The organism is Myxococcus sp. AS-1-15 (assembly GCF_020037055.1).
GTDB classification, from domain to species: domain Bacteria; phylum Myxococcota; class Myxococcia; order Myxococcales; family Myxococcaceae; genus Myxococcus; species Myxococcus fulvus.
Genome location: NZ_JAIQDF010000001.1, coordinates 788,674 through 803,793 on the forward strand (window position 1 = coordinate 788,674; position 15,120 = coordinate 803,793).

At 70.9% G+C, this 15,120-nt stretch carries 12 protein-coding genes; 5 read left to right on the plus strand and 7 right to left on the minus strand.

All coding sequences use genetic code 11. The features are described from left to right. Positions 1–18: 18 nt before the first annotated feature. Positions 19–3,477, minus strand: coding sequence for a serine/threonine-protein kinase PknK (locus tag K8625_RS03285; protein ID WP_223781798.1), 3,459 nt, complete (start codon positions 3,475–3,477; stop codon positions 19–21). Between the two features lie 306 nt (positions 3,478–3,783). Here K8625_RS03285 and K8625_RS03290 point away from each other — a divergent pair, with 306 nt between their 5' ends. Both K8625_RS03290 and K8625_RS03295 read left to right on the plus strand, forming a co-directional pair. Further along, positions 3,784–5,532 (plus strand): sigma-54 dependent transcriptional regulator, encoded by a 1,749-nt coding sequence (locus tag K8625_RS03290; protein WP_305070665.1) that lies wholly within the window; start codon positions 3,784–3,786, stop codon positions 5,530–5,532. A gap of 87 nt (positions 5,533–5,619) precedes the next feature. Further along, positions 5,620–6,423, plus strand: coding sequence for an SDR family NAD(P)-dependent oxidoreductase (locus tag K8625_RS03295; RefSeq protein WP_141329268.1), 804 nt, complete (start codon positions 5,620–5,622; stop codon positions 6,421–6,423). Here the strand turns inward: K8625_RS03295 and K8625_RS03300 are convergent. From K8625_RS03300 to K8625_RS03320, 5 genes are all read right to left on the minus strand, one after another. Continuing rightward, the gene (locus tag K8625_RS03300) at positions 6,393–7,205 is read right to left on the minus strand and encodes a biliverdin-producing heme oxygenase (RefSeq protein WP_223781799.1); all 813 of its coding nucleotides are present in this window, start codon (positions 7,203–7,205) and stop codon (positions 6,393–6,395) included. The genes K8625_RS03295 and K8625_RS03300 overlap by 31 nt on opposite strands. Next, the gene (locus K8625_RS03305; protein WP_223781800.1) at positions 7,202–7,456 is read right to left on the minus strand and encodes a hypothetical protein; all 255 of its coding nucleotides are present in this window, start codon (positions 7,454–7,456) and stop codon (positions 7,202–7,204) included. The genes K8625_RS03300 and K8625_RS03305 overlap by 4 nt, the downstream gene beginning before the upstream one ends. A 583-nt stretch (positions 7,457–8,039) precedes the next feature. Beyond that, a complete protein-coding gene (locus tag K8625_RS03310; protein ID WP_223781801.1) occupies positions 8,040–8,756 on the minus strand; it encodes a GDYXXLXY domain-containing protein in 717 nt (238 codons plus the stop codon). Further along, positions 8,756–9,853 (minus strand): DUF4401 domain-containing protein, encoded by a 1,098-nt coding sequence (locus K8625_RS03315; RefSeq protein ID WP_223781802.1) that lies wholly within the window; start codon positions 9,851–9,853, stop codon positions 8,756–8,758. The genes K8625_RS03310 and K8625_RS03315 overlap by 1 nt, the downstream gene beginning before the upstream one ends. Position 9,854: 1 nt before the next feature. Next, positions 9,855–10,862, minus strand: coding sequence for a DUF2157 domain-containing protein (locus tag K8625_RS03320; RefSeq protein WP_223781803.1), 1,008 nt, complete (start codon positions 10,860–10,862; stop codon positions 9,855–9,857). Between the two features lie 169 nt (positions 10,863–11,031). Here K8625_RS03320 and K8625_RS03325 point away from each other — a divergent pair, with 169 nt between their 5' ends. Together K8625_RS03325 and K8625_RS03330 are read left to right on the plus strand one after the other, a co-directional pair. Beyond that, on the plus strand, positions 11,032–11,469 hold the full coding sequence (locus K8625_RS03325; protein ID WP_223748220.1) for a tol-pal system YbgF family protein: 438 nt from the start codon (positions 11,032–11,034) through the stop codon (positions 11,467–11,469). A 129-nt stretch (positions 11,470–11,598) separates the two neighbouring features. Beyond that, positions 11,599–12,897, plus strand: coding sequence for a M14 metallopeptidase family protein (locus tag K8625_RS03330; RefSeq protein ID WP_223781804.1), 1,299 nt, complete (start codon positions 11,599–11,601; stop codon positions 12,895–12,897). A gap of 140 nt (positions 12,898–13,037) precedes the next feature. On the opposite strand, the gene K8625_RS03335 is transcribed toward K8625_RS03330, so the two are convergent. Beyond that, the gene (locus K8625_RS03335) at positions 13,038–13,946 is read right to left on the minus strand and encodes an alpha/beta fold hydrolase (RefSeq protein ID WP_223781805.1); all 909 of its coding nucleotides are present in this window, start codon (positions 13,944–13,946) and stop codon (positions 13,038–13,040) included. Positions 13,947–14,129: 183 nt separating this feature from the next. Between K8625_RS03335 and K8625_RS03340 the strand changes: the two genes are divergently transcribed. Further along, complete coding sequence (locus tag K8625_RS03340) at positions 14,130–15,119, plus strand: MoxR family ATPase (protein WP_223781806.1); 990 nt, start codon at positions 14,130–14,132, stop codon at positions 15,117–15,119. Position 15,120: the final 1 nt, after the last annotated feature.

The following is a 15,120-nucleotide window of genomic DNA, read 5'->3' on the forward strand; positions in this document are numbered from 1 at the left end:
CACCTGCGGTCAATCCAGTTACAGATAGCAGAGCCGCCGGGCCGACTCACTGGCCTGGAGGAGCGCGCTCCGCGCTTCCTCCTCCCGGCCCGCGTCCGCCAGCGCCAACGCCTGCGTCAATCCCTGCGTGAGCACGTCCGGCTGCCGCTGCTGGTGGGCCTCGAGCATCGCCCGGGCCTGCTCCAACGCCTGGGGCAGCGCCCCTTCCGAGAGCTCCACGGCGAGCAGGGGCCAGCGCGCGAGCCATTGGAAGGGGTACACGAGCGAGAGCGCCTGCCACAGCCGCAGCGACTCCGTGGCGGCCTGTCTCGCCGAGACGAGGTCCCGGGCGCGCGAGGCCACCCAGGCCCGGGTGGCGTGCGCCGCGCCCAGGTAGTCCGACATGCCGGAGCGAGTCGCCAGCTCCAGCGTACGCTCCGTCGCCTCGCTCGCCTCCGCCACCCGCTCCCTCAAGCGGAGGATGACGGTGAGGTAGGTGAGGCAGCGCGTCTGCAACGTCACGTCCCCCTGCCGCTCGGCTCCGCGCAGGGACTCCTCCATCCAGCTCTGTGCCTCATCCAGCGCGCCATGGAAGAGCAACACCATGGCGACCACGCACCGGGCCCCCGCGTGCTCCGCTTCCCCCTCGGACTCCAGCGCCGCTTCCGCGTAGGCCCGGGCGTGGGCCACGGTCTCTGTCGATGCTCGATAGCGTTCGCTGCGCAGTTGCATCTGCACCAGCGAGTTGAAGAACCGCGCGCGCTGCAGCGGCGTGCCGTGGGCCCGCATCACCGGACGCACTCCCTCCACCAGGGCCCGCATCTCGTCGAGCTGGGCCAGCCAGTAGTGCACGGTGATGCGCTCACCCTGCAGCTGCACCCACTCGTGCCACCACGCGGCCTCCACCTGCCCGGGCAAGGAGGAGACGCTGTCGGGCATGGGACCCAGCTCGGCCTGGGCCTGGGCATACACCCGCAGCGCTTCCTCGTTCTGATGGTGCGTCTGCAAGGACTTGCCCACCTTCCGCAACACATTGGCGCGACGGACACGCTGGGTCTGCTCAATCCGTGCCAGGGCGTGGAGGAAGGCCTGACGCGCGGCCTGCTGTCGTCCGGTCAGCGCGAGCACCTCACCCAGCGATTCCCAGACGACATCCAGCGCCACCTGGGGCGCGTCCGGGCCGGACGCATGCGCGTTCCCCGAGGACGCCGCGGCCTCGCGCAGCGCGGACTCGTAGAAGGAGATGGCGTCACCATTGGCATACGCCGCGCGCGCCGCGTCCGCCGCCCGCGCGAACCAGCCGCTGGCCCGCTCGGGCACTCCCGCGCGGGACCAGTGGTGGGCGAGCCCCGCGGCCAGCGGCGTCAGGCCCGAGGGTGAAGTCGCGCCTTGCATCTCCAGTCGCTCCGCGCAGCGATGGTGCAGCACGCGTCGTCGCGTGTCGGCGATGCGCGCGTAGGCCACCTCGCGCAGCTTGTCGTGCACGAAGCGCAGCCGGCCTCCTTCGGACTCCTCCAGCACCTGCCGACGCCGCAGCTCCTCCACGGCCTCCGCGCTCGCGCCCTCCGGCAGCGCGGCGGCGGACAGCAGCAGCTCTTCATCCAGCTCGCGCCCCAGCACCGAGGCGACCTCCGCCAGCGCGCGCCCGTGCTCGCCCAGGTCCGACAGGCGCCGCTCGATGAGCTCGGCGATGCTGCCGGGCAGGGGCAGGGGCCGGCCGCCGGCGCTGCCTTGCGCCTCGAAGAGCCACTCGCCGGACGGCGCGCGGAAGAGCAGGCCCGCGTCGATGGCGGCGCGCAGGTACTCCGCGATGAAGAAGGGGTTGCCGCTCGTCTCGTGCACCAGCGCGTCGACGAAGGGCTCGGGCACCTCGCGCAGCGCGAGCATGCCGCGCACCATCTGCCCCGCGCTCCTCGCGTCCAGCCGGCCCACCTCGACTCGTACCGCGTCGGACGCGCCCACCACCTCGCGCAGGGCCTGCCCCATCTGGTCCATCCGGTAGGTGCCCACGAGCAACACCGGCCGCTTCGCCAGGTGCCGCGCGTCCAGCTCCAACAGGAAGCTCAGCGTCAGCTCGTCCGCCCACTGCAAGTCATCCAGCACCAGCAGCAGCGGCTGCGCCTCCGCCAGCGCGCACAGCGTGTCGCGCAGCGCCGACAACACGCGCAGGCGCGCCTCCTGCGCGGGCAGGGCAGGGGGCTCGGGCAGCTCGCGCTGACCGGGCAGCTGCGACAAGGACGGCTCGTACGCCTCGAGCACGCGGCCCCGTGGACCGAGCAGCCGCGCCGACTCGGCCGCGCCGCGCTCGTTGCAGCGGTCCGCCACCGCGAGCAGCAGCGGACGCAGGGGTTGGAGGGGCGCGGCGTGTAGATCCGTGCCGCCCTCGCCCATGGCCACGCACTCGCCCGTCACCACCGCCATGCGCCGCCAGCCCGCCTCCGCCGCCAGCTCCAGCGCCAGCCGCGTCTTGCCCGCGCCGCTCTCTCCGCCGAGGAAGACCCGGCCGCCCTGTCCGCGCGACGCCGCGTCGAGCGCCGCCAGCAGCCGGCCCAGCTCACCACCGCGTCCCGACAGGTCCGGCCGATACAGATAGGCCGGCGTCCGGGGCGCCGCGGCGGCGCCCTCCTCACCAGGCTCCGCGCCCAGGGCCTCGAGCGCGGACGACACGTCCTCCGCGTACCCGGGCCGCTCCTGGGGGCGCTTGGCGAGCAGCCGCAACACCAACGCGTCCAGCGCCGCGGGCACGCCCTCCACGCGCAGGCCCGGCGGCACGGGCGTCAGGTGCAGGTGCTGATGGGGCAGCGGCCCCTCTCGGCCGGGGACGAAGGGCGGCCGTCCCGTGAGCTGCTCGTAGAGGATGCAGCCCAGGGCGTAGAGGTCCGCCCGCGCGTCCACGTAGTCGCCCCGGAGCTGCTCCGGCGCCATGTACGTGTCGCTGCCCACCACCACGCCGCTCACGTCCAGCGTCTCGCGCCCCCGTGAGCCGCCGAAGCGCGCGGCGATGCCGAAGTCCACCAGCACCGGCGTCCCATCCGGACGCAGGAAGACGTTCTCCGGTTTGAGATCCCGGTGCACCAGCCCGTTGCCGTGCAGGAACGCCAGCGCCGAGCACAGCCGCCGGGTCAGGTTGAGCGTTGTCTTCAGCCGCTCGCGGTCCAGCGCTCCCGTCCCCGGCGCGGGCGTGGCCAGCCGCAGCGTCTGTCCCCGGAGCAGCTCCATGGCGTACCAGGGCAGCCCCCGCGTCACGCCCTCCGCGACGATTCGCACCACGCCCGGATGCCGGAGCCGGCGCAACGCATGGATTTCCCGACGGATGCTGGCCAGCGGAACCTCCGAGGCCGCGCGCACCGTCTTCACCGCCACCGCCTCGCCCGTCTCCGGATGCTGCCCCCGGTAGACGACGCCCATGCCCCCCTGCCCGAGCACCTCGAGCAGCTCGTACGGACCAATGGTCGCCCCCACCCCAGGCAGCGTGGGAAGCCGAGAAAAATCCGTCATAAGGGGCGTCAAGCATAGCGAGCCCCCCTCACACGTCCCATCTGCGTCGCGTTGGGACGCGGCTGCGTACCAGTTGGACGCGGATTCGGGCCTCTGGAGGCCCCTTTCGGAGCCAAACCCCTGAAAAGACGTGAAATGCGTGTCTGGCATGAATCACGCATGGGATTCCGACGCGGCGCCACGGGAAACCGGGTGCCCAGCCGTCAGCGAGGTTCGGGAACGCGGAAGGAGGGGCCGCTCCTTCCGCGTTCTTCATCTCCGCTACACTGCCTCCCCTCCGATGCGGCCCTTGGCGGGTACTCTCGGATGGCACCGGACGGAGGCGAGTGGATGCACGAGGAGATGCCGCAGCTCATGAGCGCGCTGCGGGGGGCGAAGGATTTCGAGACCGCTGCGACCACCACCCTCAAGCACATGTTGGCCGTGGCGCAGGACGCCGTTGCGTCCAGTCGGTACGCAGCCCGAGCCCGCGTGCTTCGCGGAATCGTCCACCTGCGCCCGGGGGAAGCCTACCGGCGCCTGGCCGCGCTGGATGTGGGCGCTACTGAGATTACGGATGCGAGTGTGGGGACGCCCTTCTTCACGTCGGCGACGGCGTGGCGGGCGGTGGTGGAGCATCGCTGCGCGGTGTCCATCGACGTCAACGTGGGCACGGTGCAGCCGCACGCGCCGGACGCCCCGGTGACGGGTGACCCGGGGCTCGCGGGGTTCCACAGCAACGAGAGCCGTCAGCGCTTCCTGGGCCGCCACGCCACGCACGTGTGCGTGCTGCCCCTGCGCACGCCGGGCGGCAGCATCGAGGGGATGATCTCCCTGGAGGCGGACTGCCTGGCCGCCATGGGGCAGGAGTTCGTCTGGCGCGAGTCGGGCGAGCGGCTCCAGCTGCTGGCGGACGTGGCGGCGCCGTACCTGGCCGGCCTGCCGCAGCGTCCGGTGGCGACCCCGGAGGTGGACGAGTACCTGCCGGTGGTGGGGCGCTCCATGGCGGAGCTGTTGCCCATCCTGCGGGTGTTCGCGCTGCAGGACGAGACCATCCTCATCAGCGGCGCGACGGGCGCGGGCAAGTCCCGTCTGGCGCGCTGGTGCCACGAGCGCTCCAACCGTCGGGGCAAGCCCTTCGAGACGTTGGACCTGGTGACGGTGCCCGAGGACCTCCAGATGGCGGAGCTCTTCGGTTGGAAGAAGGGCGCCTTCACGGGCGCGGTGCGCGACGCGCCCGGCAGCGTGGCGCGCGCGGACGGCGGCACGCTGTTCATCGACGAAATCGACAAGCTGTCGCTCAAGGCGCAGGCGGGCCTGCTGCACCTCTTGGAGTCGCGCAGCTACCGCCCGCTGGGCGAGGGCACCGGTGAGCGTCAGGCGGACGTGCGCTTCATCATCGGCACCAACGCGGACCTGCACGCCGAGGTGCGCGCGGGCCGCTTCCGCGAGGACCTCTACTACCGCGTCAACGTGCTGCCCGTGCGCATGCCCGCGCTGCAGGAGCGCCAGGACGAAATCCCGCTCTGGGCGCAGTACATGGTGAAGCGTCGCCACCGCGAGCGCTCCCCCGAGGGCAGCGCGCGCGTGACGCCGGACGCGGAGCGGCTGCTGGTCGGCAGCGCGTGGCCGGGCAACCTGCGGCAGCTCGACAACATCGTGCGCCGTGCGTACACGCTGGCCATGGTGGAGCACGCCGTGTCCGGTGGCGAGCTGGTGCTCCACGAGAAGCACGTGGCGCGCGCGCTCGACTACGAGCAGGCGCCGGGCGGCAAGCCGCTGCCGGACGCGCTGAAGGCGGCGGCGCAGGCCTTCGTCGCGGAGGCGCGCCGTCGCAACGCGCCCCTGGACCTGGACCTGGCGGACGCGTTCCGGGGACTGGTGCTGGGCATGGCCATCCGGCAGGTGGGGCGCGATGACGGCTTCAAGCTGTTGGGCCGCGAGAGCCTGGTGAAGAACCGCAACCACCACAAGGCGCTCAAGCGCGAGCTGGAGAAGGTGGAGGCGCTCTACAAGGCGCTGGGTGAGGACGCCTCGCCGTTCGCGGACCTGCTCTCCGAGGACGAGGCGGCCTGAGTCGACGCCAAGTGGCCCGCGGTACAATGCTCGCGCAGAGGAGCCATTGCTAGCTTCCGAGAGACACGACACTCGGGGGTGAGAACGGTGAAGCTCCTCTCTCAATGCGCCATCGTCACGGGTGGTGCGCAGGGAATCGGTCTGGCCGTCGCCTCGCGGCTCATGCGCGAGGGCACCCACGTGCTCGTTTTCGGACGCACGGAGACGAAGGTGGTGGAGGCGGCCGAGCGTCTCAACCGCGAGGCGGAGGGTCGCGCGCGCGCCGTCCCTTTCGCTGGAGACGTGTGTCGCGTGGATGACGTCGAGCGCGCCCACGAGCGCGCCACGCGCGAGCTGGGGCTGCCCGGCATCCTGGTGAACAACGCGGGCACGGTGTCGCTGTCGCTGCTGATGGACCTGCCCGAGGACGAACTGGACCGGCTGTTCGCGGTGAACCTGAAGGGCCCCTTCCTCTGCTTGAAGACCTTCGCCCGCGCGCTCATCGCCCGGAATCAACCGGGCGCGGTCGTGAATGTCTCGTCGCTGTGTCAGACGGTGGTGTCGGAGGGGCTGGGGCACTACAGCGCGTCCAAGGCGGCGCTCGCGCAGCTCTCACGCGCGGCGGCGCTGGAGCTGGGGCGTCACAACATCCGCGTGAATGTCGTCGCGCCGGGCGCCACCCACACGCCCCAGGCCGCGGCCTTCATCGAGGGGCCGACGATGCACCGCGAGCTGTTGGCGCGAACGCCCCTGGGCCGCGCGCACGCGCTGGCGGACGAGGTGGCGCGGGTGGTGCAGTTCCTGTGCTCCGAGGACTCCGGCTGGGTGACGGGCGAGAGCCTGGACGTGGACGGCGGCAACCACCTGCGCGGGCTGCCCAACTACTGGGAGGCGCTGAACCCGCCCCGGTAGCCGCCCGACGGCGGGGAGATTCCCGTCGCTCCCCGGGCCAGCTCGTCGCACACGAGCGCCTGGAGTCGGAAGGCCATGCGCGCCTCCTGGATGATTTCGCGCGCCTCGTCCTCCTCCAGCTCCAGGCCGTCGATGCGCGAGTGCAGCCGCACGCGCAGCGCGGTCAGCTCGTCGGGCGTGGCGGAGCCGTGGAACAGCGTGCCGCGGGAGTCCTCGAGCTCGAAGGCGCTCGCGACGAGGCGCGAGCGCTCCGGCGCGGTGAACAGGTCCAGCACGCACCGCGCATAGACGTGCGCCACGAGCAGGTGCGGCGCGTCCTCGGCGACCTCGCGCAGGCGCTCGGCGTGCAGTCGCGTCTCCACGCACGCGAAGGTCTCCGTGCGCGTCTCGCCGCAGAAGTACGCCAGGTCCGCCTCCAGCGCGTCCGCGCGCCGCAGCTCCGGCATCAGCAGCACGGGCGTCAGTGACGTGCGCGCGGCGCGGGGCAGCACGCTCTCGTACGTGGCGTAGAGCAGGTGGAGCTGGCGCAGGTAGCTGACGTAGTGCTGGGCGCGGACGTACTGGCCGTAGACGCCTTCCCACGAGCCGCCGAAGAGCGACTGGAGGAACACGGAGCGCTCGGCCTGCTCGTGCGCTCGGGCAGTGCCTTCCGTGAGCAGCACGGACAGTGGCGCGGAGGTGGGAGCCACGGGCTGGAGGGCATCTGCCTCGCTCTCGCTCAGTCGACGCACGCGCGCGGACTGCTCGTTGCGCGGCAGACGCAAGGTCCCGGTGGCGCTCACTGCTTCCACCCGCCGAACGTCGGGGCCTGCATCGACGGCGCGCTCTCCGCCTCGTCGGCGTGCGAGCGCTCGGGCTCGTCCAGGTTGTGCACCGCCTCCGCCAGCGTCATGCCGATGGCGCGCAGCACTTCCTCTTCGACACGAATCGTCACCGGCCCCATCGCCAGGTGGATGTGACCGCAGGTGCAACGCGTCACCTCGGCGCATGGCCCCCGCGCGAGCACCCTCTTGCCGCATCCCTGACCGAGCATCGCGTGTCTCCTTCTCGATGATTTTGATTTTGATTATCGAAATCAACAAGATGATGCGCGAAACCCGCCCGGGAGTCAATCCCGAGGGGAGAGGGGGCTGGATGATGGGCAGCGGGCGCCAACCCCGGGAGGGTCGCTGGAGGAGGGAGTCGCGTCGGCGGATTCAAGCGCCTCGATGCGAGAGGAGCCTGAGGCCGGTGGGCTGCGTCGTCCGTGTCACTCCCGGCGAGGGGGGCTGGAGGAGGAGGGAGCCACGTCGGCGGATTCAATCTCCTCGATGCGAGAGGAGCCTGAGGCCGGTAGGGCTGCGTCGTCCGTGTCACTCCCGGAGGGAGGTGCTGGAGGAGGGAGTCGCGTCGGCGGATTCAAGCGCCTCGATGCGAGAGGAGCCTGAGGCCGGTGGGCTGCGTCGTCCGTGTCACCCCGGGCGAGGGGGGCTGGATGTCAGTGGGATACGCGCTATCGGGAGTCACCGCTGAGAGGGTGCTGGATGACGCGCAGGAACCTCGTCGTCAGGAGCCGCCCTGCGAGGGCTCCTCGATGACAGTAGGCGCCGCGTCGTCGGAAGGCATCCTCGCAAGGGCTACTCGATGACGGTGGGCTCCTTTTCGTTGGGAGTGTCGACGTCGGTAGAAGCGTCGGCCGCGCTGGGGCTGTCGATGGTGGGCGCTTCGACGGGAGCAGGCGCATCGACCGTGGTGGGGGCATCGATGGTGGTGGGAGCATCGACGTCCGTGGGCGCATTGATGACGGAGTTCGCCTCGCCCTCGTCGGGAGTGTCGGTGATGGTCGCCTCGTCGACGTCGTCAGCGGAGTTGGCGCCCAGCGGCTGCCGCTCCTTGTCACGCAGGCCCGCGAGGACGCTGTCGCCGTTGTCGGCGGTCTTCAGCTCCGCGTAGCGCGCACGCTCGTAGCGCCTGGCGTGGCCCTCCTGGAAGAAGAAGGACTCCGCACCCAGTCGGAAGCGGCCGTCCCTGATGCGGTATCTCAGCCTGTGCTCATCGGGAGCCAGGGGGACGACGGCCGAGTCCATGCGCGCGAACGTCCCCACGCCGTCGCCGTCGAGCTTCAGCACGAGCACGCCGTCCTGGGGAAACTTCTCGTACGTGTTGTTGAGCTCCCGGGTGAGCGCGTAGTCGAGCACCATGTAATCGCCCTGCATCAGCGAGCGCGGGTCTCGGGGCGCGAGCTCCAGCAGGATGCCCTTGCCCGTGGAGAGCACGCGCTCCTTCTGGACGACGAGGCCCAGTGGCACGGCGAGCGCGAGCAGCAGTCCGACGAAGAACAGGGGCGAGCGCATCAGCGTGCCTCCACGGGGGACGGCGCCTGGGGGAAGCGGCGTGAGAGGAAGAGCCGGAGGCCGAGCAGGATGAGCCCGCTGCCCATGAGCGCGAGCGCCTTGGCGAGCAAGGTGACGCTCAGGTCGTAGTAGTACCAGGCGCCCGAGGCGAGCAGGAACGCGGTGGCGATTCCCACCATCAGGTTGCTGCGCCGATGGAAGCCGAGCGCCATGAGCCCCACCGCGCAGATGACCGTGGGCGTGTGGACCGTGAGGACGGCGACGAGCGTGAGCGCGGCGAAGACGGCCGCGCCAGGGGCTCCGGAGGGGGGCAGGTCGTGCTCCCGCATGATGTGCCACGCGGTGTAGAGGGTGATGGCGGTGAGGCCCAGCGTGAGCAGGGGCATCGGCAGCGTCAGGGACCACTCGTGTGTCTCGACGAGGAACGACGCGAGGCGCGTGAGCATCGCGGCGGGCAGGCCGCAGGCGAGCGCGAAGCTGACGGGGCCGACGAGGTCTCCATACTTGCCGGCCCGCAACCTCGCCTGTTGCAGGAAGAGCCAGTGGAGCAGTCCCGTGCACGCGAGCAGTTCCAGGTCCATGACCTGCCCGGACACCAGCTCCAGCAGGAGATAGAGGCTCGCCGCGCCCGCGCCGAGCGTGGCGAGGAAGCGCAGGGTGGAGTCCGGGTAGACGAAGAGCAGGACCAGGCAGAGGACGAGGCCGGCTCCGACACCGGCATTGTCCGAGCCGAATTGAGCGACCCCGACCCCTGCCATGCCCACGCCGGCGAGCGTCAGCGCGAGCGTGAGCTGCTCCAGGAAGACGCCATGGATGGTGCGCCGGAGCGCGACGGCGGCGATGACGAGGACGATGCCGATGACCGCGAACACCTCCTCTTCATCCCAGAGTCCCACGCAGGCGAAGAAGCTCAGCAGGAAGATCGCGGCCAACCAGGCGCCGAAGGCGGCGAAGGCCTTCACGAACCAGGGCGAGGCGGTGCTGGTGCGCTGATGCACCTCGAGCGTGGAGCGGGCGCGGGACTCGGCGAACTCGTCGACCTGGCCTTCGTGACGCAGACCCGCGAGGACCTGTTGGATGGATGGGCGCAGGGACATGTCAGGACTCCTCGGAGGCGCCCGTGGCGCGGGCCTCGGCGCGCAGCCAGCGGACGGCGACGGCGACCTGGATGATGATGAAGATGGGGAGGATGAAGAGCCCCAGCTCGTCCTTCGTGCCCTCGAACACCACGCGGCCCAGGCCCGTCGTCACGAGCGTCATCGCCGAGAGCGCGCCCAGGGTGAGCAGGAACAGCTCGCCGCGCAGGTGCCGGTGGAGCGCGTACTCCGCGGCGAAGGTCCCCAGGAGCAGCACCAGGGCGGCGAGCCCGCTGGAGCGGACCTCCCTGGGAATGAGGATGAACGCCGTGCCGACGGCGAGCAGGGGCAGGACGCTCATCGTCGCGAGCACGCGGGGCAGCCAGCGGCCCTGCAGCCAGGAGACACCCTGGTTCGCGAAGTGTTCGTGGGTGGCCCACGCCAGGCCGTTGAGCAGCCCGAGCACCACGGCGAGCCAGCCCTTCGAGGCGTCACCGCCGCCGAGGACCTGGTCCTGGAACAACACGATGCCGGTGTTCACGAGCACGAGCAGGAGCAGCCACAGCGGCGCGAAGCGCGCAGCGAGCACCCAGGGCAGGATGAGCGCGGCCCAGCCGACGAACAGCTCGAACGCGTCCGCGCCCGTCTGATACGCCTGCCCGTAGACGGCCAGCATCGCGCCGACGAGGACCGACGAGGCGAAGAGGCTGCACTGTCCCGCGAGCGTGTCACCGAGCCTGCGCGCGAGCAGCGCGGTGCCGAGGATGCCGACGCCGATGAGCCCCAGCTTGGCGAAGCGGTGCATCTGCGCCCAGTTGTAGGCGAAGAAGTAGATGACGCCGGAGAGCACCAGCAGCGCGCCCAGGCCGAGCAGCACGGTGGAGACGAAGCGCCGCCACGCGTCGGACGTCGGTGTAGCCGTGGAGAGCGCGAGCGCGCGCTCCAGGGCGTCGGGAGGAATGACGCGGGCCTCGGCGAGCGCGCGCAGTCGCTCGGGTGTCGCATCGAGTTCGAGCAGGTCTTTCGGCACGCTCGGAGTCTATCCAAGAGTCGTACCCGACCGGGGCTCTCCTCGGCACGAGGCGCGGGGACACGCGGTGGGATGGCCGCCTGCCCACGGGTTGTGCAGCGCGCTGCACACCGGGAAGGGTGGTATACGCAGCCGTGCACGGCGGTCTTCCGCCCGTGGTGAGGTGCACATGCCCGAGATTCCGGACGAGGTCCACGAGCGCATCCAGGCGCTCTGCGCCGAGGGGGATGAACTCGCCGAGAAGGGCGACCCCGCTGCGGCGCTGCGGTCCTTCAAGGCCGCGTTCCAGCTCATCCCCGAGCCGTGGATGGAGTACGAGGCGACCACGTGGGTCTGCACGGCCATCGGTGACATGCTCTTCCAGATGGGGGAGTTCTCGCGAGCCCGCGCCGCGCTCAAGGACGCCGTGCACGCGCCCGATGGCCTGGGCAACCCGTTCATCCACCTGCGGCTGGGGCAGTGCGAGTTCGAGCTGGGCGACCTGCGGCGCGCCGGTGACGAGCTGGCACGGGCCTTCATGGGCGCGGACAAGGAGATCTTCGAGCAAGAGGACCCGAAGTACCTGCGCTTCCTCGAGACGTTGCTGCGTCCCGCCCAGAAGTCCTGATGGCCCCGCGGCCAGGAGCGCGCCATGTTCCAGGTTGGACGCAGTCGTCTCCTTCGTGTCGTCGCCTGTTGTTGGGGGATGGTGCCCGCACCGGCCCTCGCTCGAACCGCGCAGCCCGTGGCCTCGCCCATGTCCACCTCTCCGGTCGTCACCGTCCCCGAACCCCACGCGCTCGCGGAGCGGTGGGCCCAGGTCCATCTCGCGGCGCTCCCGGTGGCGCCGCTCGTCCGGCACGCCGATGTGGAGCGACACCTGAAGGACTTGAAGGCGCGCTCACCCGACTTCTTCCGGCTCGAGGTCGTGGGGCACTCGGTGGAGGGGCGCGCGCTCCACCATGTCGCGCTGGGCACGGGCTCGCGTCACGTCCTGCTCTGGTCCCAGATGCACGGGGACGAGCCCACGGCGACCACCGCGCTGTTGGACCTGCTCGAGTACCTGAGGACCCACCGTGACGAGCCCTGGGTGGCGAGGTTGCTCTCCACGCTCACGCTCCACGCGGTGCCCATGCTCAACCCGGATGGCGCCGAGCGCTTCCAGCGCCGCAACGCGCAGGGCATCGACATCAACCGCGATGCGCTCGCGCTCCAGACGCCCGAGGCAAGGACGCTCAAGAAGCTGCGCGACGAAATCCAGCCGTTCATCGGCTTCAACCTGCACAACCAGGGCTGGCGACATGGGGTGGGGGACACGGGCCGGCCCGCGTCCATCTCCGTGCTCGCGGCCGCGTTCGACAAGGCGCGGAGCGACAACTCCGGGCGGCTGCTCGCGAAGAAGGTCTGCGCGGTGATTCGCGACGCGGTGGAGACGCTCGCGCCCGGACAGGTGGGGCGCTACGACGACAGCTTCGAGTCGCGGGCCTTCGGCGACAACATGACGCGATGGGGGACCCCCTCGGTGCTCATCGAGACGGGGGCGTGGACCTCACTGCCTCCGGACGAGCCCCTGGTGCGACTCAACTTCGTCGCGCTGGCCACGGCGCTCGATGCGCTCGCGAGCGGCCGGGCCGAGGCGGCGGATGTCTCGCGCTACGAGTCCATCCCCCAGAACGAGAGCTCCGGCATGGTGCATCTGCTGCTCCGGGGCATCGGCCTGTTCGGCGCGGATGGAAGGTCCTTCACCGGCGACGTGGGCATCGCCGTCAACCGGGCCGTGCGCGCCAAGGGCAAGAAGCGGGTGCTCGCGCACGTGGGGAAGATTGAAGAGCTGGGAGATTTGCGAGTCCTCGGCGCCGTCGAGACCGTGGATGGCGCGGGTCTGTTCGCGGTGCCGCTGTCCGGCAAGGGCGCGAAGCCGGGCGATACGGTCCGGCTCACGCAGCCCGCGCGTCAGTCGCTGTCCCTGGGACAGCGTGGCGACCTGATGCTCGTGAAGGCCCTGGATGTCGCCGGCACGTACCGCATCGAGCGCATCATCCGCTTCGACCCGTGAGCCGCACACGTCGCTCCGAGGATACTCGCGCGCGTCCGCATCTCCGAAGGACGCCCGCTTCGTTGGCGTCCTCCGCGTCTCGTCCCCACCACGTCGTGGATGTCCACGGGCATCCGCGGCATCGACGCGGGCGCGGTTCGCTACGGCGCTCCGCTCGCGGCGAGGAACGACTTCAGCTCGGGGAGCACGCGCTCTGGGCGCTCCTGATGGGGACTGTGGCCCGCGTCCACGCGCACCAGCCTCGCGTTCGGAAAGCGCCGGGAAGCCTCCTCGGCGAGCGACAGGGGCAGCACGTCCTCGCGCTCACCCCAGACCAGGAGCACCGGCGCCGTGACTTCACCGAGCCGCTCCCGACGGTGGAACACCGGCCCCATCAGCGGCACCAGGCTGTCGAAGGCCCGCGCCGCCTCGTCGTGCCCACCCGGCGCCGACATCAGCTCGTAGTCGAGCGCGCCCAGCCGCTCCCCCAGCGGCGTCGGCGCGGGCGGCATCATCCGCGCCCAGGCCCAAGGCCCCAGCGAGCGCGCCAGTCGCTCCGGTCCCGCGCGGAAGAAGGCCCGCGCCTTGCGCGCCATGTCCGGCCCCAGCCCCATCGCGTCCACCAGCACCAGCCGCTCCACCGGCACGCGCGAGCGCAGCGCCAGCTCCACCCCCACCAGTCCCCCCAGCGAGTGGCCCACCACGGACACGGGCCCCGGCGCGAGCTGTTCGAGCAGCGCCTCCACGGGCGCGGTGAAGAACCCCACTCCCTCCTCCGCAGAGCGGACGGGCCCCTCGGTCGGCGAGGACATCCCGAAGCCGGGCAGGTCCACCGCGAGCACCCGGTGCCCCCTCGAGAGCGCCGTCAGGTACGCGAACCACAGGGAGGCCGCCCCGCCGCGCCCGTGCAGGAGCACCACCGTGGGGCCCTGGCCCCCCTCCAGCACCCTCAGCGCCCCCCCTCCGGGCAGCCAGTGCACCGTGGACGTCACCGCCGGGGCCAACTGGGCCAGCAGCCCCGCCTCCACGGGCCCCGCCGAGGGCGCCTGGGCCCAGGCCGAGCGCTTCATGGTCGCCCCCCACGGCCCCTGGAAATTCGCGAGGCGGGACGAGAAGTGGGGGACAATGGGGCCATGGACACGGTCCTCGGGGACAAGGGGACCCAACTTACCGGAATGCCCGGGCTTCTGCGGTGTTGAGCCCGATACCCGGTCAACCCTAGGCTGCCCGCCGCCAGTCTCATCCGAGGCGTCATGAACACGGACATCCGCGCGCTCACCGAACGCGTGCAGCAGGAAAGCAGCTTCGTCGAGGTCCTCAACCAGGAAACCGGCAAGGTCATCGTCGGCCAGCGCTACATGCTGGAGCGCATCCTCATCGGCTTGTTGTGCAACGGCCACGTGCTCCTGGAGGGCGTGCCCGGCCTCGCCAAGACGCTCACCGTGCGCACGGTGGCGGACGCGCTCAGCGCCACGTTCATGCGCATCCAGTTCACCCCCGACCTGCTGCCCGCGGACGTCGTGGGCACGATGATCTACAACCAGCAGGCCGCGAACTTCACCGTCCGCAAGGGCCCCATCTTCGCGAACATCGTCCTCGCGGACGAAATCAACCGCGCCCCCGCCAAGGTGCAGTCCGCGCTGCTGGAGGCCATGGCCGAGCGCCAGGTCACCATCGGCGACCAGACCTTCGGGCTGCCCTCGCCGTTCCTCGTGCTGGCCACGCAGAACCCCATCGAGCAGGAGGGCACCTACCCGCTGCCCGAGGCGCAGGTGGACCGCTTCATGCTCAAGGTGAAGGTGGGCTACCCGACGCGGGATGAGGAGAAGATCATCATGGACCGCATGTCCGGAGGCTCCACGCCCCGGGCCCAGCGGGTCATCGCGGTGGAGCACCTGGTGCGCGCCCGCGAGCTCGTCCACCACATCTACATGGACGAGAAGGTGAAGGAGTACATCCTCAACGTCGTCTTCGCCACGCGCGAGCCGGGCAAGTACGGCCTCAAGGACCTGGCCGACTACATCCAGTTCGGCGCCTCGCCGCGCGCCACCATCTCCCTGGCCCAGGCCGCGCGCGCGCATGCGTTCCTGCGCCACCGCGCCTTCGTCACGCCCGAGGACGTGAAGGCCATCGCCTTCGACGTGCTCCGCCACCGCGTGGCGATGACGTACGAGGCCGAGGCCGAGGACCTCACGCCGGAGAAGATCATCCAGCGGGTGTTCGACCGCGTCGAAGTGCCCTGAC